The organism is Leucobacter celer subsp. astrifaciens (assembly GCF_001273835.1).
Taxonomy (GTDB): Bacteria; Actinomycetota; Actinomycetes; order Actinomycetales; family Microbacteriaceae; genus Leucobacter; species Leucobacter celer.
Map to the genome: position 1 here is coordinate 518712 of NZ_JHEI01000136.1, position 23647 is coordinate 542358.

20 protein-coding genes are annotated in these 23647 nt (G+C 67.9%); 7 read left to right on the forward strand and 13 right to left on the reverse strand.

Features of this window, described 5'->3' with window-relative positions:
* Window positions 1-49: 49 nt before the first annotated feature.
* Window positions 50-1114 (reverse strand): anthranilate phosphoribosyltransferase, encoded by a 1065-nt coding sequence (gene trpD, locus AMS65_RS10590; RefSeq protein WP_053384090.1) that lies wholly within the window; start codon window positions 1112-1114, stop codon window positions 50-52.
* Between the two features lie 241 nt (window positions 1115-1355).
* Between trpD and ctaE the strand changes: the two genes are divergently transcribed.
* From ctaE to qcrB, 4 genes are read left to right on the forward strand one after another with little or no spacing between them, the layout of a single operon-like run.
* Window positions 1356-1970, forward strand: coding sequence for an aa3-type cytochrome oxidase subunit III (ctaE, locus tag AMS65_RS10595; RefSeq protein WP_053384091.1), 615 nt, complete (start codon window positions 1356-1358; stop codon window positions 1968-1970).
* A gap of 20 nt (window positions 1971-1990) precedes the next feature.
* Window positions 1991-2791 carry a cytochrome bc1 complex diheme cytochrome c subunit gene (gene qcrC, locus AMS65_RS10600; protein WP_053384092.1) on the forward strand — a complete coding sequence of 267 codons (801 nt, stop codon included), beginning with the start codon at window positions 1991-1993 and terminating at the stop codon, window positions 2789-2791.
* Between the two features lie 46 nt (window positions 2792-2837).
* Complete coding sequence (gene qcrA, locus AMS65_RS10605; RefSeq protein WP_053384093.1) at window positions 2838-3953, forward strand: cytochrome bc1 complex Rieske iron-sulfur subunit; 1116 nt, start codon at window positions 2838-2840, stop codon at window positions 3951-3953.
* Entirely contained in the window at window positions 3950-5578 is a 1629-nt protein-coding gene (qcrB, locus tag AMS65_RS10610; protein ID WP_053384094.1) for a cytochrome bc1 complex cytochrome b subunit, read from the forward strand. Before qcrA ends, qcrB begins: the two co-directional genes overlap by 4 nt.
* 420 nt (window positions 5579-5998) lie before the next feature.
* Here qcrB and AMS65_RS10615 read toward each other — a convergent pair whose 3' ends face one another.
* The 6 genes from AMS65_RS10615 to erpA form a co-directional block, all read right to left on the reverse strand.
* Window positions 5999-6406: a TetR/AcrR family transcriptional regulator gene (locus tag AMS65_RS10615; RefSeq protein WP_053384095.1), complete on the reverse strand. Its 408-nt coding sequence runs from the start codon at window positions 6404-6406 to the stop codon at window positions 5999-6001.
* 4 nt (window positions 6407-6410) lie between these two features.
* Window positions 6411-6854 (reverse strand): GNAT family N-acetyltransferase, encoded by a 444-nt coding sequence (locus tag AMS65_RS10620; protein WP_053384096.1) that lies wholly within the window; start codon window positions 6852-6854, stop codon window positions 6411-6413.
* 19 nt (window positions 6855-6873) lie between these two features.
* Entirely contained in the window at window positions 6874-7296 is a 423-nt protein-coding gene (gene ctaF / locus AMS65_RS10625) for an aa3-type cytochrome oxidase subunit IV (RefSeq protein ID WP_053384097.1), read from the reverse strand.
* Between the two features lie 19 nt (window positions 7297-7315).
* Window positions 7316-8947 (reverse strand): aa3-type cytochrome oxidase subunit I, encoded by a 1632-nt coding sequence (gene ctaD / locus AMS65_RS10630; protein WP_053384098.1) that lies wholly within the window; start codon window positions 8945-8947, stop codon window positions 7316-7318.
* Window positions 8948-8964: 17 nt separating this feature from the next.
* Window positions 8965-9819, reverse strand: coding sequence for an aa3-type cytochrome oxidase subunit II (gene ctaC / locus AMS65_RS10635; protein WP_193787019.1), 855 nt, complete (start codon window positions 9817-9819; stop codon window positions 8965-8967).
* 152 nt (window positions 9820-9971) lie between these two features.
* Entirely contained in the window at window positions 9972-10349 is a 378-nt protein-coding gene (erpA, locus tag AMS65_RS10640; protein ID WP_193787020.1) for an iron-sulfur cluster insertion protein ErpA, read from the reverse strand.
* Window positions 10350-10506: 157 nt separating this feature from the next.
* Between erpA and AMS65_RS10645 the strand changes: the two genes are divergently transcribed.
* Window positions 10507-11085: a DUF3043 domain-containing protein gene (locus tag AMS65_RS10645; protein ID WP_083451599.1), complete on the forward strand. Its 579-nt coding sequence runs from the start codon at window positions 10507-10509 to the stop codon at window positions 11083-11085.
* Between the two features lie 75 nt (window positions 11086-11160).
* Here AMS65_RS10645 and AMS65_RS10650 read toward each other — a convergent pair whose 3' ends face one another.
* The 5 genes from AMS65_RS10650 to AMS65_RS10670 form a co-directional block, all read right to left on the reverse strand.
* A complete protein-coding gene (locus AMS65_RS10650) occupies window positions 11161-12198 on the reverse strand; it encodes a quinone-dependent dihydroorotate dehydrogenase (protein WP_053384165.1) in 1038 nt (345 codons plus the stop codon).
* Between the two features lie 11 nt (window positions 12199-12209).
* A complete protein-coding gene (gene nrdR / locus AMS65_RS10655; RefSeq protein WP_053384101.1) occupies window positions 12210-12713 on the reverse strand; it encodes a transcriptional regulator NrdR in 504 nt (167 codons plus the stop codon).
* Window positions 12713-14038 carry a histidinol dehydrogenase gene (gene hisD / locus AMS65_RS10660; RefSeq protein ID WP_053384102.1) on the reverse strand — a complete coding sequence of 442 codons (1326 nt, stop codon included), beginning with the start codon at window positions 14036-14038 and terminating at the stop codon, window positions 12713-12715. The genes nrdR and hisD overlap by 1 nt, the downstream gene beginning before the upstream one ends.
* Before the next feature lie 12 nt (window positions 14039-14050).
* Window positions 14051-15601 carry a class I SAM-dependent methyltransferase gene (locus tag AMS65_RS10665; protein ID WP_053384103.1) on the reverse strand — a complete coding sequence of 517 codons (1551 nt, stop codon included), beginning with the start codon at window positions 15599-15601 and terminating at the stop codon, window positions 14051-14053.
* A gap of 74 nt (window positions 15602-15675) precedes the next feature.
* Window positions 15676-19452, reverse strand: a complete 3777-nt coding sequence (locus AMS65_RS10670; RefSeq protein WP_053384104.1) for an nSTAND1 domain-containing NTPase — start codon at window positions 19450-19452, stop codon at window positions 15676-15678.
* Window positions 19453-19726: 274 nt separating this feature from the next.
* Here AMS65_RS10670 and AMS65_RS10675 point away from each other — a divergent pair, with 274 nt between their 5' ends.
* Both AMS65_RS10675 and AMS65_RS10680 read left to right on the forward strand, forming a co-directional pair.
* On the forward strand, window positions 19727-21493 hold the full coding sequence (locus AMS65_RS10675; RefSeq protein ID WP_053384105.1) for an S-layer homology domain-containing protein: 1767 nt from the start codon (window positions 19727-19729) through the stop codon (window positions 21491-21493).
* Between the two features lie 52 nt (window positions 21494-21545).
* Window positions 21546-22703 carry an S-layer homology domain-containing protein gene (locus tag AMS65_RS10680; protein ID WP_083451601.1) on the forward strand — a complete coding sequence of 386 codons (1158 nt, stop codon included), beginning with the start codon at window positions 21546-21548 and terminating at the stop codon, window positions 22701-22703.
* Between the two features lie 54 nt (window positions 22704-22757).
* Here the strand turns inward: AMS65_RS10680 and AMS65_RS10685 are convergent, their stop codons facing one another.
* Complete coding sequence (locus AMS65_RS10685) at window positions 22758-23402, reverse strand: NAD(P)-dependent oxidoreductase (protein WP_053384107.1); 645 nt, start codon at window positions 23400-23402, stop codon at window positions 22758-22760.
* Between the last annotated feature and the right edge of the window lie 245 nt (window positions 23403-23647).

Here is a 23647-nt window from a genome sequence, read left to right on the forward strand (position 1 = left end):
CGGCGGCTGAGCGCCGCTCGGCGCGCACTCACCCGCGCCGCTCAGCGGCTCAGCGGGCGGCGGCCTCGGTGGTCGCGCGCGCCCAGTCGGCGAGCTTCGCAGCGGCCCGGCCCGAATCGATCGCGTCCTCGGCGATGCGCAGCTTCTCCGCGAGTCGCTCGAGCAGCGCGCGCTCGGCCGTCTCGGGAAGCTGGGCCAGGTCGAAGGCGACGAGCCCCGCTGCGGCGTTGAGCAGCACGATGTCGCGCACCGCGCCGCGTTCTCCCGAGAACACCCGGTGCACCACCGCGGCGTTCTCCTCCGGCGTCCCGCCGACGAGATCCGAGATCGAAGCCCGCGGAATCCCGAGCTCGCGCGGATCGATGTCGTGCTCCGTGAGCCCGCCGCGGCTCACCTCCCAGAGCCGCGAGTGCCCCGTGGTGGTGAGCTCGTCGAGCCCGTCGTCACCGCGGAACACCAGCGCGGAGGCACCGCGCAGCCGGAACACGCCCACGAAGATCGGAACCCGGTCGATGTCGGCGACTCCGACCGCGGAGGCCTCGGGCCGCACCGGGTTGCACAGGGGGCCGAGGAAGTTGAAGACGGTCGGGATCCCGAGCTCGGCGCGCGCCGGGGCGACGTGCCGGAACCCGGGCAGGAAGCGCGCCGCGTGCACGAACGCGATACCGGCGTCCTCGAAGCCGCGCGCGAGCTGATCCGCGTCGAGGGAGAGGTCGATGCCGAGCGCGGTCAGCACGTCGGAGGAGCCGGAGAGACTGCTCGCCGCGCGATTGCCGTGCTTCACCACCGGAGCCCCGGCGGCTGCCGCGGTGATCGACGCCATGGTCGACACGTTGACCGTGCCGAAGCGGTCGCCCCCCGTCCCCACGATGTCGAGCGACATGGCGGGCAGCGAGATCGGGGCGGCCTCGGCGAGGATCGCATCGCGGAAGCCGATGACCTCCTCGACGGTCACGCCCTTCGAACGCAGCGCCACCAGGAAGGCGCCGATCTGGGCTCCGCTGGCCTCTCCCGTCATGAATCGCGACATGGCCCATTCGGCCTGCGACACGCTCAGATCCTCTCCGTCGAGCAGGGTCGAGAGCACCGTGGGCCAGCTGCGTTCATCGATCATGCGGCAATCCTATCGAGGCCCCGCTCACCGCCCGAAAAGGCGTGCCGAGAGCCCCGTGGAGGGGTCCCGGAGGCACCCCTCTATCGACTTCATCAGATGATTGTGGTATCCCGGGGCGCACTTTCGGGGCCCGCGAACCCGATAAGCTGGGCTGGAAACTCGCAGAAAGTTCGGCGCGCCGGGTTCGAGTGAAAACGCACACCAAACTTTCAGCCATAATGGAGGGGTGACAACGACCACTATGAATACCAAGTCAGCCGTGCCCTCGGTGAAGCGACCGAACCTCGTCGCCGTGGGCACGATCGTGTGGCTCGGCAGCGAGGTCATGTTCTTCGCCGGCCTCTTCGCGATCTACTTCACGCTGCGGGCGATGAACCCCGAGCTGTGGGCCGAGCAGACCGCGAAGCACAACTTCACCTTCGCGCTGATCAACACCCTGATCCTGGTCGCCTCCTCGTTCACCGCGCAGGCCGGCGTCTTCGCCGCCGAGCGGATGCAGCCGCGCGCGACGGGCGCGAGCCCGAAGAAGTGGGGCACGGTCGAGTGGTTCTACCTCACCTTCTTCATGGGCGCCGTCTTCGTCGCAGGCCAGGCCTGGGAGTACGCGACCTTCGTCTCGGAGGGCATCACGCTCGCCTCCGATCCCTACGGCTCGGCCTTCTACATGACCACCGGCTTCCACGGCATCCACGTGTCGCTCGGACTCGTCGCCTTCCTGCTGGTCATCGGTCGCATCTACGCGGTCAAGAACTTCACGCACAAGGAGGAGACCACCGCGGTCGTCGTGTCGTACTACTGGCACTTCGTCGACATCGTGTGGATCATCCTCTTCATCGTCATCTACGTCCTCAAGTAGGGTCAGGAGTAATCGAGAACATGGCTCGCGCCAAGAAGAACGTTCGCAAGTCCGGCCGCCGGCACCCGCTTGCCACCGCAGCCCTCGTTGCGGTCGGCCTGCTCGTCACCGGTGCCGCTTACACGGGATTCAGCCAGACCTCCGCGACCGCTGAGATCGACCTCGAGTCGCCCGCCACCATCGAGGCCGGCGAGAAGCTGTTCGGCGCCAACTGCGCCACCTGCCACGGAGCCGGTGCCCAGGGCACCCCCGACGGCCCCTCGCTCATCGGCGCGGGCGCGGCCTCGGTCAACTTCCAGGTCGGCACCGGTCGTATGCCCCTCGCCTTCCAGGGCCCCCAGGGCATGGTGAAGCCGAAGCAGTTCACCGAGGATCAGACGCTGCAGATGGCGGCCTACGTCGCCTCCCTCGCGCCGGGGCCGGCACTGCCCGACACGCGCTACCTCCAGGGCGACGGCGACGTCGCGAACGGCGGCACGCTGTTCCGCATCAACTGCGCGATGTGCCACAACGTCGCGGCGGCAGGCGGTGCCCTCACCGAGGGCAAGTTCGCCCCCAAGCTGACGGGCGTCGCTCCCACCCACGTGTACGAGGCCATGATCACCGGCCCCCAGAACATGCCGGTGTTCAGCGATGCCAACATCACTCCGCAGGAGAAGTCGGACATCATCTCGTACCTCAAGTACATCGAGGAGAAGCCGGCCGTCGGCGGGCTCACCCTCGGATCGATCGGCCCCGTGGCCGAGGGTCTATTCATCTGGGTGATCGGTCTGGGCGCCATCGTGGGCCTCACCGTCTGGGTCACCGCGAAGTCGAACTAGTCCGACGACGCGCAACGAGTTCATGAGTCAGGAGTCAAGGAGCAACATGGCAGAGGAAGCGAAGAACAACGGCGTCGATGGCGCCGTTGTCGCCGCCCAGGGCCACGGCGCGGTCGAGGCAGCGGTAGGTACCGCGGTCATCTCGTCCGATACTGTGCAGAATCCGGGCCTTCCCCCGCACCGCAAGCGCGTAACGGATACCGATCCGAAGAAGGCCAAGCGCGCCGAGCGCACGGTCTACACGCTCTTCTACATCTCGATCGCCGGCAGCCTCGGCGCCGTTCTCGCCTACATGTTCTTCCCGATCGAAACGGGAGATCTCATGGCGATTCGGCTGCACACGCTGTTCGTCGGCCTCGGCATGGCTCTCGCCTTGCTCGCCGTCGGCATCGGAGCGGTCCACTGGGGCAAGGCGCTCATGGCCGATCACGAGTCGATCGACGAGCGTCACCCGGTGGCGAGCGACGAGGCGACCCGCGAGGGCGCAGTCGAGATCTTCAAGCTCGCCGACGAGGAGTCGGGCTTCTCCCGCCGCTCGCTGGTGCGCAACAGCCTCATCGGTGCGCTCATCGCGTTCCCCCTGCCGGGTATCACGCTGCTGCGCGGCCTGGCCCCGCAGGACCGCGACGCGGTCGAGCTGCTCAGGCACACGATGTGGGACACGGGCATCCGCCTGGCCCGCGACCCCTCCGGCGTGCCCATCAAGGCCAGCGAGGTGACCATCGGCTCGGCATTCCACGTGATCCCCGAGAACCTGAACCACGACGACTTCCACAGCCTCTCGCTGGACGAGCGCGGTGGCAGCGAGAACCTGCTCGACGCCAAGGCCAAGGCCATCGTGCTGCTCATGCGTCTCGATCAGTCGGAGCTCAAGGAGGATCCCGAGCGCGCGAGCTGGTCCTACGACGGCATCGTGGCCTACTCGAAGGTCTGCACGCACGTCGGCTGCCCGGTCGCCCTCTACGAGCAGCACACCCATCACCTGCTCTGCCCCTGCCACCAGTCGCAGTTCGACGTCTCCGAGCACGCGAAGGTCATCTTCGGCCCGGCCAAGCGCCCGCTGCCGCAGCTGCCCATCACCGTCGATGACGAGGGCTACCTCGTCGCGCAGAGTGATTTCCAAGAACCTGTCGGCCCGAGCTTCTGGGAGCGCCTCAAGTGAGCAGCACCGTAACCGAATCCCCCGCGCAGAGCGGATCGGCGCAGAGCGGATCGAGCCGATTCACGGCTGCGGCCGCGAACTACATCGACGAGCGCACCAAGATCGGCGGCGTCGTCAAGGAGTTCGGCCGCAAGATCTTCCCCGACCACTGGTCGTTCCTGCTCGGCGAGGTGGCGCTCTACAGCTTCGTCGTCATCCTGCTGTCGGGCACCTTCCTCACCCTCTTCTTCCAGGCCTCCATGGCCGAGGTGCACTACACCGGCCCCTACGTGCCGATGAAGGGCCTCGAGATGTCGGTCGCCATGGCGTCGACGCTCGATATCTCCTTCTCGGTGCGCGGCGGTCTGCTCATGCGCCACGTGCACCACTGGGCCGCGCTGCTGTTCGTCGCCTCGATCGGCCTGCACATGCTGCGCATCTTCTTCACCGGTGCGTTCCGCAAGCCGCGCGAGCTGAACTGGATGATCGGCTTCGTGCTCTTCGTCCTGGCGATGGCCGAGGGCTTCACCGGCTACTCGCTCCCCGACGACGTGCTCTCGGGTAACGGCCTCCGCATCATCGACGGCATCATCAAGGCCATTCCGGTGATCGGCACCTACCTGTCGTACTTCTTCTTCGGCGGCGAGTTCCCGGGCACCGACATCGTCGGACGCCTCTACATGCTGCACATCATGCTGCTGCCCGCGCTCGTGATCCTCTTCGTGGCGCTGCACCTCGCCTTCGTGGTCATCCACAAGCACACGCAGTACCCCGGCCCGGGCAAGACGCAGCAGAACGTGGTCGGCTACCCGATCCTCCCCGTCTACGCGGCGAAGGCCGGCGGCTTCTTCTTCATCGTCTTCGGCGTGATCGCGCTGATCGCCTCGACCGTGGGCATCAACCCGATCTGGAACTACGGTCCGTACGACCCCTCCCCCGTCTCCGCCGGTACGCAGCCCGACTGGTACATCGGCTTCGCCGACGGCATGCTCCGTCTGGTGCCTCCGGGGCTCGAGACCGAGTGGTTCGGCTTCACCTGGTCCTGGAACATGCTGCTTCCGCTGATCGTCATCGGGATCTTCCTGGTGCTCGCGGCCGCCTACCCCTTCATCGAAGCGTGGGTGACCGGCGACAAGCGCGAGCACCACATCCTGGACCGCCCGCGCAACGCTCCCACCCGCACCGCGATCGGCGCCGCAGGCGTCACCTTCTACGCGGTGATGTGGGCCGGCGCGAGCTCGGACCTCATGGCGACGCACTTCCAGCTCTCCATGGAGGGTGTGATCCACGCGCTCCAGGCCGCACTCATCCTCGGGCCGATCATCGCTTACCAGCTCGCAAAGCGCATCTGCCTGGCGCTGCAGAAGAAGGACCGCAGCATCGCGCTGCACGGCTACGAGTCCGGCCGCATCGTCCGCCTTCCCGGTGGCGAGTACGTCGAGGTGCACAAGCCGCTCGACGAGTACGAGCAGTGGCAGCTGGTCAGCTACCACGACTACGCTCCGCTCATGCTGCGCCCCAACGACGACGGTCGCATCCCCTTCTCGAAGCGTCTCCGCGCCGGCTTCAGCCGCTGGTTCTTCGAGGACCGGATCGTTCCGCCCACGAAGGGCGAGATCGAGCAGGGACACCACGAGGGTCACTGATCCCTCCCCCTCTCGCGTGAGGCCCCGCAGGTTGTTTCCTGCGGGGCCTCACGCGTTCGTGCAGCCGAATTGCCGAGGTAGAGTGGCCGTATGGCCTTATGGCCGTAGATCCACGGGCGGGTCCGCTCCCTCGCTCGCCGTCCTCCTCACCTACTTCCCCCTCGCCATGGGCTACGCCGGCCTCGTCGCGGCGGCGGCGGTCGGGACGACCATCGGCGGACCACTCGCCTATCTGCTCGGCCGGGCACTGCGCCGCCGCACGCGAAAGACGTTGCATCGATGCGCATTCGCGGCCCTCGGGCTGACGCTCGGTGCAGCGGCCGGATCCCGACGAGGCCGCCGAGGACGCGGCCGTCGACGCGGGGTCGAGGCGCAGCGCAGGCGCGGTATAGGCTCGCTCAGCCTCGCGACCGCCCGGGCTCAGGCTTCGTCGTCAAGCAGCCCGGCCGCCGCCGCGCTCAGCAGCGCGGCGAATCGCACCTCACCGATGCACGAGCGCAGGCCACCCAGCTCACGGGAGAGCGCATCGTTCAGCGCCGGATCTCGAACCGCCGAGAGCGCCTGCAGCACGATCCGCTGCAGGGAGCGGGGAACGTCGACACCCGCGCGATCGCGCACGCCGGCGCAGGAGAGCTCGACGCACGCCAGGAAGAGCTCCTGCTTCGTTGCAAAGCTGGCGTAGACGTGGGGCTGGGGCACACCGGCGCGAGCGGCGATGCCCGCCGTGGAGGCGCCATGAAAGCCGAAGAGGCCGAACTCGATGAGTCCGGCCTCCAGCAGGCGCTTGCGATTCTCGCCGGGCCTCCTGCGTGCACGACGTTCGGTCACTGCTTCACCTCAGGTCGAGAACCTTGCGGTAGTGCTCGCCGACAGGTTCGAAGCCGCGATGGTTGTAGAACGAGCCGATCCGCGCGGTGGATGCGGAGAGCTGACGCACGCCGCGTCCCATGCAGTAGTGCTCATTCGCCTGCATGAGGCGATCGCCGACGCCGTGCCCCCGGGTGCTCTCGTCGACCACGATCTCCTGCAGGTGAGCGGTCAGCCCTGGCGCGTGCAGCAGCCGCGACACCGTCATCAGAGAGTAGCCGACGACCGAACCGTCGAGTTCCGCGACGAAGAGAACGTTCGTCTCCTGGTCTCGATGACGCAGGACGTTGTCGTAGGCGATCAGGAACTCGTCCCGGCCGATGGCCTCACGACCAGTGGTGAACTGGCGGGCCAGGGCGAAGACGGCTGTCCCGTCCTCGCTCTGGCCGCGGCGAATGATGATGCTCAAGCGATCGATCCTCTATCGGCTATCGGGCGAAGTTGCCGCGGTAGTACTCGTACACCCAGCCGACCACGCCGACCAGCACGAGCGGCAGGGCGATGAACGACAGCCAGAAGTTGAAGCCGATGCAGAGCCCGAGCACGACGACGGAGGCACCGAAGGCCAGGAACAGAGGCCACCAGCTCCAGGGGCTGAACTCGCCGAGCTCGGGATCGCCGTCGTCGATGTCCGAGTCCTCGCGGTCCTCGACGAGCACCCCGCCCTGCTTCTTCTGCACGAGCATGAGATAGATCGCGATGAAGGAGGTGAGTCCAGCCGAAACGGCGATGAGCGTGGTTACCGGCCAATCGAAAGCATGGCCGGAAAGGGAATTCCACAGCGCGTAGATGCCTGCGACAGCCAGGAGGTACACCGTGAGGATCCAGAAGAGGACGATGTTGGATTTCATGGTTCAGTTCTCCTCGGGGTCACTTCGCGAGTTCGCTCGCGCGCACCGGCTGCTCGATACCGCTGACCTCTGGATGGTTGAGGTCGAACGCGGGAGACTCCGAGCGGATACGCGGGATCGAGGTGAAGTTGTGACGCGGCGGCGGACAGGAGGTGGCCCACTCGAGCGAGCGCCCGTAGCCCCACGGATCGTTGACGGTCACCTTGGGAGCCCGACGCGCGGTCACGTACACGTTCAGCAAGAACGGGATCATCGAGGCGCCGAGCACGATCGCACCAATCGTCGACAGCTGGTTGCCCCAGGTCACGCCGTCCGACGGCAGGTAGGTGTAGTAGCGACGCGGCATCGCCATGACGCCCAGCCAGTGCTGCACGAGGAAGGTCATGTGGAAGCCGATGAAGAGCGTCCAGAAGTGGATCTTGCCAAGGCGCTCGTCGAGCATCTTGCCCGTCCACTTCGGCCACCAGAAGTAGAAGCCAGCGAACATCGCGAACACGACGGTGCCGAAGACCACGTAGTGGAAGTGCGCCACCACGAAGTAGGTGTCCGACAGGTGGAAGTCGAGAGCCGGCGATGCGAGGATGACGCCCGTCAGGCCACCGAAGACGAAGGTGACCAGGAAGCCGAGCGACCAGAGCATCGGCGTCTCGAAGGTGATCGAGCCGCGCCACATGGTGCCCAGCCAGTTGAAGATCTTCACACCGGTCGGCACAGCGATGAGCATCGTCATGAGCGCGAAGAACGGCAGCAGCACCGATCCGGTGACGTACATGTGGTGCGCCCACACCGTCATCGACAGCGCGGCGATCGCGATGGTCGCGTAGATCAGAGTCTTATAACCGAAGATCGGCTTGCGGCTGAACACCGGGAAGATCTCGGAGACGATGCCGAAGAAGGGTAGCGCGATGATGTACACCTCTGGGTGACCGAAGAACCAGAAGAGGTGCTGCCAGAGGATAGCTCCGCCCTCGCCGTTGTAGATCTGGGCGTCGAAGATGCGGTCGGCAGCGAGGGCGAACATCGCCGCTGCGAGCACCGGGAAGACGAGCAGCACGAGGATCGAGGTGATCAGCGTGTTCCAGGTGAACACGGACATGCGCCACATCGTCATGCCGGGCGCGCGCATCGTGATGATCGTCGTGATGAAGTTCACGCCGCCCATGATCGTGCCGAAGCCGCTGATACCCAGGCCGAGCACCCAGAGGTTGCCTCCCACGCCCGGAGAATAGGTCATGCTCGAGAGCGGCGAATAGGCGAACCATCCGAAGGACGCCGCGCCCTGCGGGGTGAGGAAGCCGCCGACCGCGATGAGCGAGCCGAAGGTGTAGAGCCAGAACGCGAACGCGTTGAGTCGCGGGAACGCGACGTCGGGTGCGCCGATCTGCAGCGGCATGAGCACGTTCGCGAAGCCCGCGAAGAGCGGGGTGGCGAACATGAGCAGCATGATCGTGCCGTGCATCGTGAACAGCTGGTTGTACTGCTCCTTGGTCACGACGACCTCGAGGTTCGGTGCGAACAGCTGCGCGCGGATGACAAGAGCCATCAGGCCGCCGATCAGGAACCACACGAAGGAGCTGATCAGGTACATGTACCCGATCACCTTGTGGTCCGTGGACGTCAGCCACGAGACAATGACATTGCCCTTCTTCATGTTCTTGTTATCCCTCGTTACTCGTTCTGCGACTTGGCGGTGTCGTTGTCGACGGAGAGGTACTCCTGGTTCGGATTGAACTCCGTCGTCACCTGCCCGGTGTTGCCCGCTGCTCGCAGCGACTCGATGTACGCGTCGTACTCGTCCTGCTCGACGACCTTCAACTGGAAGAGCATCATCGAGTGGTACTCGCCGCAGAGCTCGGCGCACTTGCCCATGAACGTGCCGGTCTTGGTCGGCGTGAAGCTCATGTAGTTGGTCTGGCCGGGGATCATGTCCTTCTTGTAGAGGTACTCGACCACCCAGAAGGAGTGAATGACGTCGCGGGTCTCGAGGCGCACCTCTGTGGTCTTGTCGACGGGCAGGTAGAGCACCGGCATCGTGTCGTCCGTGGCCTCGCCCTCGTCGTCCGTCTGCACCTGGACGCCCTGGAAGTAGACGTCGTCGCTCACGTAGTTGAAGTCCCACGCCCAGCGCTTACCGAGGACCTCGACCACGTTCTCGGGGGTCTCGTACCGCTGCTCGATCTTGCTCTGCTCCTGCGCGGTGAAGGCGAAGAACCCGAGCACGAGGATGACGGGGACGACCGTGAAGAAGGTCTCGATCGGCATGTTGTACCGCATCTGCACCGGCAGGCCGGTCTGACCCTTGCGGCGACGGTACGCGATCGTGGCCCAGATCACGAGGCCCCACGTGATCACGCCGACTGCGAGCAGCACGATCCAGGAGGTCACCCACAGCCCGGTGATGCCGTCCGTATGGTTGGTGGCCCCTTCTGACCCTTCGGGCAGGAAGCCACGCTGCTGCTCGGGGGTGCAGCCGGCAAGCAGCAGTGCCGCCGAGAGCACCACCGGGGCCGCAACCCATTTCATTCGACGATTGGAACGCACCGCATACCTTTCGAAATGTTTCTCGCCTGCACCGAATGCAGGCGAAGCTGATGACTCCCTGATAGCTTAGCGCGATCCCGAGCGTTCCCCGAACCAAGCAGGGGTGTCGCGGATACTCGTGGCGCAGTCGCCGCTCAGCTGAAGCTGTCGCCGCAGGCGCAGCTCCCCTGGGCGTTGGGATTGTCGATGGTGAAGCCCTGCTTCTGGATCGTGTCCTCGAAATCGATCGTGGCCCCGCCGAGGTAGGGGATGCTCATGGCGTCGACCACGACCTGCACCCCGTCGAAGTCGACAACGGCGTCGTTCTCGAGCTCTCGCTCGTCGAAGAACAGCTGGTAGATGAGCCCCGAGCAGCCCCCGGGCTGCACCGCGATGCGCAGGCGCAGATCGTCCCGCCCCTCCTGGGCGAGCAGGCTGCGCACCTTTTCCTGCGCGGCCTCGCTCAACTGCACGCCGTGGGCCCGTTCGGGGGCCGCCACGCCGCCCTCCGAAGCGATCATGTCAGTGCTCATGCCTACTCCTCGCTCATGCGCCGATCCGTGCCACTAGTCTACCGCTCGCAGCGGGGACAGCGCGGCCGCAAGGCGCGGTATCCTGGTAAGAATCGTCGGCATCGGGCCGGCGCCCCACAGGCATCGAGCGCGGAACGCGCGGAACGAGAGGACAGGCGTGGCGAAGAAGGGCGTTGAGAACGCGGCCGACGCGAACGGCCAGGGAGCGGACGACCGCGGTGCGGTCGGCAAGGGCCGCCCCACACCGTCGCGCAAGCAGGCCGAGGCCGCGAACGCCCGTCCGATCGTCGGGTCCAAGGACAAGTCGGTCGTGAAGGAGCAGCGCCGTCAGCAGGCGAACGCGCGCGAGCGGGCCCGCCTCGGCATGATGGAGGGCGACGAGCGCTTCCTGGGGCCGCGCGACCGCGGACCGCAGCGCCGGTACGTTCGCGACTACGTCGATGCCCGCTGGAGTGTCGGCGAGCTGCTGATCCCGATGATGCTTGTCGTGCTCGTGATGACCTTCATCCCCGGAATCATGCAGGTCATCAGCCTCGTGGCGATCTGGGCCTTCGTCGGGCTCGCGATCATCGACGCCGTCTTCCTCGGCCTCCGCCTCAAGCGCCTGCTGGGAGAGAAGTTCGGCGAGGATCGCGTGCAGCCGGGGTACCGCTGGTACGCGGCCATGCGGGCCTTCCAGTTCCGTCCGCTGCGCGTGCCGAAGCCGCAGGTCAAGCGCGGCCAGCGGCCGAGCTGAGCCGAGCTGGAACGAACAACGGCCCCCGGGTGATCCCGGGGGCCGTTTCGCGTATCGGGTCGACGCTGCGCAGAACTAGGCGCTCGCCCGCCATCCCGCGCGGTGCAGCCCGCGGTTGATCGCTCTCGCCCACAGCGGCCCCTCGTAGATGAACGCCGTGAAGCCCTGCACCAGCGTGGCACCGGCGCGCAGTCGCTCAAGCACGTCCTCCGCGGTCGTCACCCCGCCCACGGAGATCACGCAGAACCCGGGGTCGGGGGCCACCGCGCGGATCCGCCGCAGCACCTCGAGCGAGCGCTGTCGCAGCGGTGCGCCGGAGAGGCCGCCCGCCCCCATCCGCTCGACCGCCGAGTCAGGCTCGTTCAGGCCGTCGCGCGAGATCGTGGTGTTGGTCGCGATGATCCCGTCGAGGCCCAGCCGCTGCGCCAGCGCGACGATGCCGTCGATCTGCTCGTCCTCCATGTCGGGGGCGATCTTCACGAGCAGCGGGGTTCCGCCTGCCGCCTCGTGCACCGCCGCGAGCAATGGCTCGAGCATCTCGAGCTCCTGCAGCCCGCGCAGCCCGGGCGTGTTGGGCGAGCTCACGTTCACCGCGAGGTAGTCGGAGATCGGCGCCAGGCGCTGAGCGCTCCAGACGTAGTCCTGCACGGCGTCCTCGACCTCGGTCACTCGGCTCTTGCCGATGTTCACCCCGATCACGGGGCGGCGCCGCGCGAGCCGCGCACGCTCCACCCGGGGCACGGCTGCCGCCGATCCCCCGTTGTTGAATCCCATCCGGTTGATGAGTCCGCGGTCGGCCAGGAGCCTGAACATGCGCGGCTTCGGGTTGCCCGGCTGCGCGTGCCGCGTGAGCGTGCCCACCTCGACGTGCCCGAAGCCCAGCGCGCCGAGCCCCAGGATGCCCTCGGCGTTCTTGTCGAACCCGGCAGCGAGGCCGAAGGGGCTGGGGAACTCGGTGCCGAGCGCTCGCACCCGCAGCGAGGGATCCGGGGCGCAGAGCCGCCGGGCGATGCCGCCGAGCAGCGGCGCGGCCTGGATCACGCGGAACGCGAGGTGGTGCGCGAATTCGGGATCCATCCGCCGCAGCACCGTGTTGAACAGCAGCGGGTACAGACGCATGTGCGTTACTCCTCGGAGGATCGAGCGCCGACGGCGCCCGGGTCGGATGTCTCGGGGGCGGCCCTCGGATGGGCGCGCAGCTCGGCGATCGCGGCGTCGAAGTCGGCGAGCGACTCGAAGGCCTGGTACACGCTCGCGAAGCGCAGGTAGGCGACCTCGTCGAGCTCGCGCAGGTGCGGCAGGATCGCGAGTCCGATCTCGTTCGCGTCGAACTGGGCGATGCCGCTGGAGCGCACTGACTCCTCAACCTGCTGCGCGAGCATCGCCAGATCGGCCTCGGTCACCGGCCGCCCCTGGCAGGCCTTGCGTACGCCGCTCATGACCTTCTCGCGGCTGAAGGGCTCGACCACGCCCGAGCGCTTGATCACTGTGAGGCTCGCGGTCTCGGTCGTGGTGAAGCGCCGGCCGCACTCGGGGCACTGGCGGCGGCGACGGATCGAGAGCCCGTCGTCGGCGGTGCGCGAGTCGATCACGCGGGAGTCGGGGTGCCTGCAGAACGGACAGTGCATCAGCGAGCCTCCTCGGTCCCGGCGCGTTCGAACCGTGCGCTGACGGCTTCGCCGTGCGCCGGCAGTCCCTCGGCGCCGGCCAGCGCGAGCAGCGGCGCCTCCACCTCGGCGAGCGCCGCGCGGTCGTAGCTGATGATCTGCTGCGGGCGCAGGAAGGTGTGCGCTCCGAGCCCCGCCGCGAAGCGCGCGGTGCCGCCCGTGGGCAGCACGTGGTTGGATCCCGCGAGGTAATCGCCCAGGCTCACGGGGGTGTATCCCCCGACGAAGACCGCGCCGGCGTCGGTGATCCGGGCGAGCAGGGCGTCGTCGTCGGCCGTCTGGATCTCGAGGTGCTCCGGGCCGTAGGCGTTGCTCACCCGGGCAGCCGTGGGGAGGTCGTCGACGAGGATCACGGCCGACTGCGGCCCCCCGAGCGCCGTAGCGACGCGCTCCGCGTGCCGGGTGCGAGGTGCGCGGGCGGCCACCTCCGCGAGCACGCGCTCGACGAGCTCGGCGGAGTCGGTGACCAGCACCGAGGCCGCGGCCTCGTCGTGCTCGGCCTGGCTGATGAGGTCGGCGGCGACGAAACCGGGTTCGGCCGAGTCATCCGCGATCACCAGGATCTCGGTGGTGCCGGCCTCGGAGTCGATGCCGACGCGGCCGCTCACGACGCGCTTCGCCGCTGCGACGAAGACGTTGCCCGGCCCCGTCACGACGTCGACGGGTTCGAGGCCGATCTGCGGCACCCCGTGGGCGAAGGCGGCGACGGCGCCGGCGCCGCCGATCGCGTAGACCTCCTCGATGCCGCACAGGGCAGCGGCCCAGAGCACGGCGGGGTGCGGCAGGCCGCCGTTGTCGCGCTGCGCCGGCGACGCGAGCGCGAGCCCGGGAACGCCGGCGGTCTGCGCCGAAACCGCGTTCATGATGACCGAGGAAGGATAGGCCGCCTTGCCGCCGGGCGCGTACAGCCCGACCCGCGAGACCGGCTGCCAGCGCTGACGGATCTCGGCGCCATCGGCCATGCGGGTCACCTGCTCGGCGGGCACCTGCGCCGCAGAGGCGCGGCGCAGCCGGGAGATCAGCTCGCGCAGAGCGGCCTCGACATCCGGCGGGCAGTCCGCCAGGGACTCGGCGATCGCCGCCGGCGGCACGCGCAGTGCATGCCCCTCGACGCCGTCGAAGTCTCGGGCCTGTTCACGCAGTGCCGCCTCACCGCGCTCGGCGACGGCGGAGACCAGCGGACGCACCCGCTCGACGGCCTCCTCCGCGCTCACCGCGGCACGCGGCACGAGGTGCAGCAGATCACCTCGGGAGAGTGCCCGTCCCCGCAGATCAATGGTTCGCATCACCGAACCAGTCTACCGGGCGGCCGCGCCGCTCCCCGCCGCGAGCATTCCGAACCAGGACAGCTCTCGCACGCTCGACACGAGCGCCTCCGCCGCCGCGTCCGCGTCCACCTCAAGCAGCGTCGCGAGCGCGTCCGCGATCTGCCCGAGCGTGAGTTCGCCGTCGCAGGCGCCGAGTGCGGCGGCCAGCAGCGGATCGGCGGTGACCCGCCGGGCGATCGGCCGATCGGTGGTGAGCACGATCGAGCGCGGCGCTTCCTCTCCGGGCCGGTGCTCCCGCTCCTCAGACACGGCCGCGTCGAGCAGCCAGCGGGTCGCCAGCACTTCGGCGTCGCTCATCAGCTCCGCCGCGATGCCCGCGTCGAATGCGCTCGACATCCGCGCCCCGGGCGCCTCGGCGCCGTATCCGCCCGCGGCGTGCTCGATGTGGATCGCACCTGCGTCGCCGCGGACCGCAGCACCTCGGCGCACGCGGATCGATCCGAGTCCCACCGCGACGATCCGGCGCGCCGAGAAGTCCGCCAGCCACGACTCAATGAGCCCCTCGAACTCCGACGAGCCCGGCCGCGCTCCCCCGTCGCGTGCCCAGGTCTCCGCGTACTGCGCGGGCTCGACCCGATCCCGCTCGATCACCCAGGCGTCGAGCGGACCGGCCGCCGCCGCCGCCGCGATCCACGCCCGGATCCGTTCGAGCCCGTTCCCGCCCCAGGGCGACTCCCAGTTCGCGAGGCACAGCAGCTCGCCGCCCTCGGCGAGAAGCCCCGGGGCCTCCCGCACCACCCGCTCGGCGAGGGCGTCGCCGGTCATGCCGCCGTCGCGGTACTCGTAGACCGGCGCCTGCGCGTCTCGCGGGGTGATCACGAACGGCGGATTCGAGAGGATCAGGTCGAAGCGCTCCCCCGCGACCGGCGCGAACAGGTCACCCCGGCGGAACTCGATCCGCTGTTCGACGCCGTTCAGCCGCGCGTTGGCGCGCGCCATCGTCAGGGCCCGCTCCGAGATGTCGGTGGCGATCACTCGCCCGCGCAGCGCGAGGTGCATCGCGACGATGCCGCACCCGGTGCCGAGATCGAGGCACCGGCGCGCGTCGCGCGGCGGCGCCTGGGCGATGAGCGAGCGCGTCGCACCGCCGACGCCCATCACGTGTTCGGCGCGAGCCGGACCGCGGCGCAGCTGGTCGTCGAGATCCGAGAGGATCCACCAGTGCAGCGGCCGATCGGCCCGTGCGTCGGCGACCTCCACCGGATTCAGCGACAGCGCGGCGCCGAGTTCCCCTGCCGCATCTTGCTCCACGAGTCCCAGCCGAAGCGCGCCCTCGGCTCCGAGCGACGGCAGGGCGGCGTCGAGCGCTGACCCCTCCACGCGGCCCCCCAGCAGGAGCACCGACACCAGGGTCGCGAGCGGCGCGCCGCGCCGCCCCCGCAGCGCCCGCCGCGCCGGGGCGAGCACACCGCGCTGCCGCGCTGCATCGGCGCTCGATCCCAGCAGGACCGAGATCTTCTCCACGCGATATCCGGCCGTGTCGAGGTCGGTTCGCAACCGATCGATCAGTTCAAGATCCACTCCTCCAGCCTAGTAAGGTCGCGACCGCGGGCCGCCGCACCGGCGGCGTGTCCGATCAGGTCCGGCTGCACAACTCACGCATCCGCGCAGGGCGGCGCGTAGTCCGCCCCGGGGACGTACTGCTCCCATTCCTCCGCAGTGATCGAGGTCCCCGAGAGCGCGCACAGCCGCTTTTCGACGCGGGAGGGGTGCGGGTCCCAGCTCAGCAGTCTGGCGTCTCCGCCGACGGCCAGGATCGCGTCATCGATCGGGGAGATCCGCACCGCGCTCAGTCCGCCGTCGGATGCGCGCAGCGCTCCGAGCAGTTCGGGGCGATCCGGCTGCTGGATGCCCCACACCCAGGCCACACCGTCCGCGACCGCCGCCAGATGAGCGCCGTCCGCGGCGAACGACACCTCGAGCACGTATCCGGTTGGCCCGCGCAGCGCGCTGCCCAGCTGAGCAGGCCGCTGCGGGTCGGAGAGATCGTACAGTCTGATCCGACGGTCGGCGCTGCCCACTGCGAGGATCGCGTCCTCGGGCGAGAACGCCACGGTGTGCACGAAGTTCTCCGGCTCATCGATGACGGCGAGTGCTTCGAGACCGGCCTCGGCGTCGACGCGGTACACGTAGACCCTGGTGTCGGCACTCGACGCTGCGAGGAGGGTGCCGCTCCGATCGAATGCCGCGCCGAGCAGCCGATCAGCAGCGTCGTGCAGGTCATCGATCAGCTCCGGCACCGAAGGGTCCGTCACGTTCCATAGCGAGAGGGTCGCGTCATCCGTCGCAACGGCCAGCAGCGATCCTGTGGTGTCGAAAGCAAGATGCTGCACGGTCGTGTCCGAGGCGTTCAGGGTCGCCACGGGGTGCGAGCCCGCCGCATTCAGGGAGAGCAGTCGAACCTCGCCGGAGACGGTGCCCGCAGCGAGCAGCGAACCGTCCTCGCGCATCGCGATCGTCCCGTTGAGCTGGGACCCCTCGACGTCCACACCGGCTGCGAGCAGAGACGGGCGATAGGGTTCCGAGGTGTCCCACAGCATCACCTCTCCCTCGGTCGCAGTCCTCACCCCCACTGCCAACAGCCGTCCCGCTGCGTCGAGCGCGATGTCCGCACCCGGCATCACGGTGACCGGCGGGACCGAATCGGCGCGGCGCCAGACGCGGACGTACCCGTCCGGCGCGCCGACGAGCACCTCCCGGGAATCATCGAGATAGGAAAGCGAGGTGATCGGCGTGGTGTTCGACATGCGATCGATCTCCACCCTCGTGAGCGCGTCGAAGACGCGCACCGTGGCGTCCGACCCGCCGGCGACGATCTCCGCCCCGGACGGGTGGAAGGCCACCGCGTTCACCTGGGCGGCGAAATCGCCGAACGGCGCGCCTCGAGGAGTGAGCGAGGACTCCCCCACCTCGAACAGGCGGAGGCGCCCGTCCCGCGTGCTGGCGGCCAGCAGCGTGCCGTCTGGGCTGAAGCTCACGCCGAGCACGTGGTTGCTCGCGGCCCCGAGATCGAACGAGGCCGACGGGGTATCGGTCGCCGCCGGATGCGCCGCATCCCACACGCGCAGCACGCCGTCGTTGCTCGCAGTGGCCAGCAGCCCGCCGTCCGAGCTGAACGCGGACACGTGCAGCGGCCCGCCGAAGCCGGTGAGGGCTCCGAGCTCGGTTGCGATCCCGCCGTCATCGATTCTCCAGCGGTGAGCGGTCTCGAACCGGCTGCTGCCGACCAGGAGGCGCCCGTCGGGGCTGAACGCCATCGCCTCGATCCCGCCGGCCTGCAATCGCTGCGGCAGCAGAACCGGCCGAGCCGGATCCTTCGTATCCACGAGCCGAACCACATCGGCGGTCCCTCCGATCGCGGCGAGCGATCCGTCCGGTGTGAGCGCCACTCCGTACATCGGGTGATCCGGATCGATCTCGGCTTCGCCGATCTGCTGCACACTCCCGTCCGCCTGGGCGAACAGCCGCAGAGACCCGTCGACGTTGCCGGTGGCGATGAGCCCTCCATCGGCCGACGCCGAGACCGAGGCCGGCCCGATCGGCACCGCGAAGCGCGTGACCGCGATCCCCGAGTCGATGTCCAGCATCGCAGAACGCGCCTCGACCGACGGGAAAATGCGATGCCCGGCCACGGCCAGCTGCTGGGCGAGCGCCGGATCCGTATCCGCGAGCAGGTTCGCCTGGATCGCGATCTGGCGGGAGAGCGCCTCGTCGCGCGCCTCTCTGGCTCCATTCTGGCCCGTGATCGCGAACCCTGCGAGCACGACCGCTACCGCCGCGAGCACGGCGACGGCCCCCAGCAGCTGCTTCAGCCGTCGGGAGCGTCTCCGAGCGAGCCTCACCTCGGAATCAGCGGCCTCGATCGCCGTGGACACGAAGGCCCGCTCCAGTCGGCTCAGACCGCCTCGACGCGGTTCGGCGGCGAGGTCGCCGGCGAGCTCCAGCCGGGCACCGCGCCAGAGCGCCCCGGGATCCCTTCCGGACTCCTCCCAGGCCAGCGCGGCTTCGCCGATCTGCCGCCGGAGCCGCATTCCCGCACGGTCGGCCTCGATCCACTCGCCGATGCGCGGCCAGGATGCGAGCAGTGCCTCATGAGCCACGGTGACGGTCTCAGCGTCGACGGTCAACAGGCGCGCCGCGATGAAAGCCTCGATCACCTCGGTGGCGAGGGGATCCTCACGATCCGGATCGATGAGATCGTCCCAGAGCACCCTCCGCCTGGTGAGCAGGTCTCCGTCGTCGCGCAGCAGGCGCAAGAAGATCTGCTGCGCCAGATTCTGCGCGTCATCTGACAGCCCGTCGTACACCTCGTCGGCGGACCTGGTGATCGCGCCGAACACTCCGCCGATCAACTCGTAGTGCGCGACGGTGGGCGATGCCCCGGCAGCGGCCTCCCAGGTCGTCCGCATCGCGTGGGAGAGCAACGGCAGCATTCCGGTGTCGTGCGCGCGCGATGCGCTGCGGCTAGGAGCGATATCCCCGACCACACGAGTGACCAGCTCGGGGTCGAGGTCGGCTCCCGCGACCCGGGACGGCTCGACGATGGCCGAGCGCAGATCCTCTTCGCCCATCGGCCCCAGCACGATCTGCGCGTGCTGCAGGAACGGGATCAACCCTGATACCCGTGTCGCCGCGCCGTAGAAGTCCGCCCGCATCCCGAGGACGACGATGCAGGATTCGCCGAGTTCGATCAGCCGCCTCACGAACTCGTCCCGTTCGTGCAGCCCGATCTCTTCGGCGAAGAGCTCCTCGAGCTGATCGACGACGAGCACGACCCGCCCGTCGGCGGGAGCCCCGGCGAGTGTCGCCTCGAGCAGGGTGATCGGCGCATCGCCCGGAGTCATGACGCCACCCCACCAGCCGTCACCGAGCTCTCCGCGCTCGACCGCGGCGAGCACACCAGCGCGCAGCAACGAGGACTTGCCGGATCCCGAGGCGCCCACCACCGCGATCACTCCCCCGGTGTCCTTCCGCTTCCTGACGAGGGCGAGCACCTCCTCGGTCGGTTGCCCGCGACCGAAGAACCACCGCGCGTCGCCGACGTCATAGCTTTCCAGCCCCCTGTACGGCGCCGCCTCATCGACCGAGCGGGGGTGCCCAGCCCACCTAACGCGCTTCACCGCTTCGACCCAGGGCCCGGTACGTTGGACCCCGAGTGCCCCCAGCACGGACAGGAACGGATCGAGGTGCGTGAGGGCCGGCAGATGCCGGCCGCTGCAGTAGCCGCCGATCGTGGCAGACGGGACGCCGGTTTCGAGCGAGAGTTCGCGAATCGTCTTGCGCGCTTCCTCTCTGAGAGCGGTGAGACCCCGAGCGAGGTCTTGACGGCTGGAGATCCTCCCCAGCTCATCTGCAGGGTGCGGCTCCGGCATGAGCACTCCAATGGCATCGGCGTCTCAGAAGTTTCTCATATTCCGGAAGAACGGACCAGCTCGACCGGACGCAGCAGATGGCCGATTTCAGATGCTGCGCACGCGTGTTCTCACCGTACGGATCTTGTACGGATCGGGTCGGCCCGGCCCCATATCGAGTCCAACTGCGGTGTGATAGAACCAGCTCCCGCGATTCGATCGCGACGACCGTACTTGATCGTGTCCACCGGAGCTCTGCCGAATGCAAAGGCCTGCAAGCGAGGGAGATGACACCATGAAGAGACACATCAATCACGCATCGCCGGCTCAATTCGGCGATCGCAGGATCTTGGCACGTCTGTCGGCGCTCGGAACCGGTCTGCTGCTGGGCATATCCGCGATAGGCCTGCCCGCGATCGGCACCGGCGCATTCGCCGAAGACGGTGTCGTACCGGATGCGGCTGAGGTCCTCGACGGTGACCCGCTGGGCGACGAGGTCGCAGACGATTCCGCCGATCCTGGCGACGCACCCGAAACGCCCGCTGCTCCGAGCGAGCCCGCGGCGGTGCCGGAGACGCACCACAGCACAGTACCGAGCGTCGGCGAGCCGGACCTGTCGCCGCTCACCGACTCCGCACCTCTTCCGTCCCAAAGCGGTCCCGGTGCCGCCGCGTCCGGCCCCCCGCTGAACGAGGTGGAGCCGAACAACCTCCCGAATCAGGCGAACGCTCTGCCGCTCGGGCGCCAAATGCTGGGCGTGGCATCGGGCGGTACGAACGACACCGACATGTTCAGGGTGGCGATTCCCTCGGATGGACGTCTCAAGGTGTCCCTACGGTTTGAGACTCCTTCCGGGCCGGTCAGTCAAGAGGATGCCTTCATGGTGACCGTCTACCATGCCAACAACCCGCATCAGGTCTACGATCAATTGCTCTACGGCACCCAGGGCCACACGACCCTCGAAAACCTGGGCATGTTCTTCAGCGCAGGCGACGTGTACATCAGCGTCTACAGCCAGTCGACATACGCAGCCGGGTGGAACAGGCCCTACACCCTCACCGCGACGCACACGAGCGGGCTCATCGAGAAGGAGTACAACAACGATCACTCCACGGCGACCCCGCTGCCGGTCGGCTCGACGATCAACGGCTCGGCCGCCACGAACCTGGGCGGCAACTTCGACGCAGACTGGTATCGCGTCACCATGTCCAAGGCCGGGCAGGCGGTGGTGAACTTCACCTACCCGAAGCCCGTTCTCACTGGCGTGAACTTCACGCTCTCCGCGCACGATGCGAACGGCAACGTCATCGGCACACATGCGGCGAACAGCGCCTTCGTCACGCAGATACCGTTGGATCGCGACGACGCCGACGGGAAGGCGCTCGCCGCCCGACCGTTCTATCTTCCCAAGGGGACGAGCTACATTCAGGTTCGAGCCACCACCTCGCAGCGGGGCTGGGGTAAACCGTACAAGCTCAGAGTGAACCTGCTGCTGCCGTTCCAGGACGTCAGCGTTTCGCATCAGTTCTTCTCCGAGATCGACTGGATGCACTGGTCGAAACTCTCGACGGGAGTGAAGCAGTCGTCGGGCAAGCCGAAGTATCTACCGAAGGACGGCGTGAGCCGCGAGGCGATGGCCGCTTTCCTGTACAGGCAGACCGGGGGCGGCTACCAGGGGCCGGTGGTCTCGCCGTTCGCGGATGTGAAGAAGGGCGATAAATTTTACAACGAGATCGCCTGGATGCATCAGCAGGGCCTCTCGACCGGCATCAAGCAAACCTCGGGCAAGCCGAAATACGCCCCGAAGGCGAAGGTGTCGCGCGAGGCGATGGCCGCATTCATGTACCGCTGGTCCACAGCTACAACGCAGGGGCCTGCGACCTCACCGTTCTCCGATGTGAAGAGGGGCGACAAATTCTACAAGGAGATCGCCTGGATGCACCAGACCGGCATCTCCACCGGCATCGCGCAACCCACCGGCAAGCCGAAGTACGCCCCCAAGACCTCCGTGTCGCGCGAGGCGATGGCCGCATTCCTCCACAGGATCGGTACACCCTCTTGACGTGCCACAGACGACGCAGTCCCCGCTCCGATCCTCGAAGAAGGTTCTCCCCATGTACACATCACCCACCCCCGTACCGGCCGCACCCTGGACGACGAGCGCCATCGCAGCCGGGTCGGCTCTCGCGCTGGCGCTATCGGCACTGACCTTGTCCGTCGGCGCCCGGGCCGCTTCGGCGGAGGAAGGCGAATCGCCGATCCCGACAGACTTGATTGAGGTGCACGCCGCTGCCACTCCGATCACCGAGACCGAGCCGAACGACACGCTCGAGACGGCGAATACGATCCGGCTCGGGCAGACGGTGACCGGCAATACCGGTGGAGTGAGCCTCCCCGATGAAGAGGACACCGACGTTTTCGTCATCAACATGCCCAAGGGCGGCTACGTTTCGATCAACTTCACCTTTCCGAAGTCTATGCACGGCGACACCTTCTCCGATTTCTCCGTCACCGCAAGCCGCCCGTTCCCCGAGAGTCAGCGAACCTTCCAATACACCTTGGATGACGCGCACTCCGACGGCAGACTGATCGCGTCTACACCGGTGTATCTCTACAACGGCAAAAGCTACATCTCAGTGCGCAGCGAGTCATTCACCGGCCTCTGGAACCAGCCGTACGCCCTCACGATCAACCCCGCAGCCTCATTCAGAGATGTCGCTCTGTCGCATAAGTTCTCCGCCGAGATCTCGTACATGCGCGGAATGGGCCTTTCCACTGGAGTGAAGCAGCCCTCCGGTTCGCCGAAATACCTGCCCAAGGACGGCATCACCCGCGAGGCGATGGCCGCGTTCCTGTACCGGAACAGCAAAGCCAGCTACACGGGCCCGGCGAACTCGCCGTTCTCCGACGTGAAGAAGGGCGAAAAGTTCTACAACGAGATCGCCTGGATGCACCAGCAGGGCCTCTCCACCGGCATCAAGCAGAAATCCGGCAAGCCGAAGTACGAGCCCAAGGCAAAAGTGACGCGTGAGGCAATGGCAGCATTCTTCTATCGCGCCGATCCGCAACGTTCATTCTCCTCCCCCAACGCCTCACCGTTCGCCGATATGGGGAAGGGTGACAAGTTCTACCGTGAGATCACGTGGATGCATTGGATCGGGGTTTCCACCGGCGCCCAGCAGCCCTCGGGCAAGCCGAAGTATCTACCGAAGCACTCCGTGACGCGCGAAGCCATGGCCGCGTTCCTCTACCGAGCGTCCATCCCCAAATAGTCAGCGGGCGGCCAGGCTGCCGGCCTCCCCGCAGCCTGGCCGCCGGGACTGAGCTCAGTACGCGACCGTGAAGCGGGCTCTGCGGTGCTTCGGATCCTCGATCTCGTCGACGATCGCCACACCGAAGTCGGCCCCCGAGATCTCCGACTTGCCGTCGGCATCGGTGAGCAGCACGTCGCCGCCGATCCGGTACTCGCCTCGGTACTCGCCGGGCACCCAGGCCCCGAAGGACGCGGCGGGGCTCACCAGGAACCAGTCGAGCGACTCGGGCGCCGCGCGCAGATCATCGAGCACGCCTCCCATCTCGCCGGCCTCGGGCTTGACGGCATCCGCGAAGTCCGGGCCGTTCATCACGAGGTCCCCTCCCTCGCTCTGCAGCAGCGATCCGGCCCCGCCGATCACTCCCAGGCGCACCCCCGCCTCGGCGGCCTCGGCCGCCAGCTGCGCGATCGCCGGGCGCGTACGGCCCGCCATGTCGCCGCGCGGCGACACGGAGACGATCACGACGTCCGCCCCGTCGAGCGCGGCGGCGCGGTCTGCGGGCTCCGCGATCGAGCCCTTCGCGTAGCGCACGCCCGAGATCTGCTCGGCGGCATCGCCGCGACTCACGCTCGTCACCTCGAGCCCGCGCACAGCCGCGGCCTCCACGATGTGCGAACCCGCGTATCCGCTGCCGCCGATCACCGTCACTCTGGTCATGTCAGTCCTCTCGTCGTGGATCCGGATCCGCTGAGCGCGGATCCATCCCCCACAACCGGAGATTTCCCCGCGCTATTCCCGGTGCTCCGTCCCCGGTCGGATCAGGAGAACGCGCGGTCGAAGGCCGTGACCGGGCTCGGCAGCACGGTCTCGCCCGTGAGGTACCGGTCGACCGACGCGGCCGCCGCCCGGCCCTCGGCGATCGCCCACACGATCAACGACTGCCCGCGGCCGGCGTCGCCCGC

Coding starts and splice junctions, on each gene's coding strand:
- hisD (WP_053384102.1), bottom strand. CDS start 14,038: ATGCGAACCATTGATCTGCGGGGACGGGCACTCTCCCGAGGTGATCTG.
- erpA (WP_193787020.1), bottom strand. CDS start 10,349: ATGAGCACTGACATGATCGCTTCGGAGGGCGGCGTGGCGGCCCCCGAA.
- ctaF (WP_053384097.1), bottom strand. CDS start 7,296: ATGAAATCCAACATCGTCCTCTTCTGGATCCTCACGGTGTACCTCCTG.
- AMS65_RS10670 (WP_053384104.1), bottom strand. CDS start 19,452: ATGCCGGAGCCGCACCCTGCAGATGAGCTGGGGAGGATCTCCAGCCGT.
- qcrA (WP_053384093.1), top strand. CDS start 2,838: ATGGCAGAGGAAGCGAAGAACAACGGCGTCGATGGCGCCGTTGTCGCC.
- qcrC (WP_053384092.1), top strand. CDS start 1,991: ATGGCTCGCGCCAAGAAGAACGTTCGCAAGTCCGGCCGCCGGCACCCG.
- AMS65_RS10685 (WP_053384107.1), bottom strand. CDS start 23,402: ATGACCAGAGTGACGGTGATCGGCGGCAGCGGATACGCGGGTTCGCAC.
- AMS65_RS10680 (WP_083451601.1), top strand. CDS start 21,546: ATGTACACATCACCCACCCCCGTACCGGCCGCACCCTGGACGACGAGC.
- trpD (WP_053384090.1), bottom strand. CDS start 1,114: ATGATCGATGAACGCAGCTGGCCCACGGTGCTCTCGACCCTGCTCGAC.
- ctaE (WP_053384091.1), top strand. CDS start 1,356: ATGAATACCAAGTCAGCCGTGCCCTCGGTGAAGCGACCGAACCTCGTC.
- ctaC (WP_193787019.1), bottom strand. CDS start 9,819: ATGAAATGGGTTGCGGCCCCGGTGGTGCTCTCGGCGGCACTGCTGCTT.
- nrdR (WP_053384101.1), bottom strand. CDS start 12,713: ATGCACTGTCCGTTCTGCAGGCACCCCGACTCCCGCGTGATCGACTCG.
- ctaD (WP_053384098.1), bottom strand. CDS start 8,947: ATGAAGAAGGGCAATGTCATTGTCTCGTGGCTGACGTCCACGGACCAC.
- AMS65_RS10675 (WP_053384105.1), top strand. CDS start 19,727: ATGAAGAGACACATCAATCACGCATCGCCGGCTCAATTCGGCGATCGC.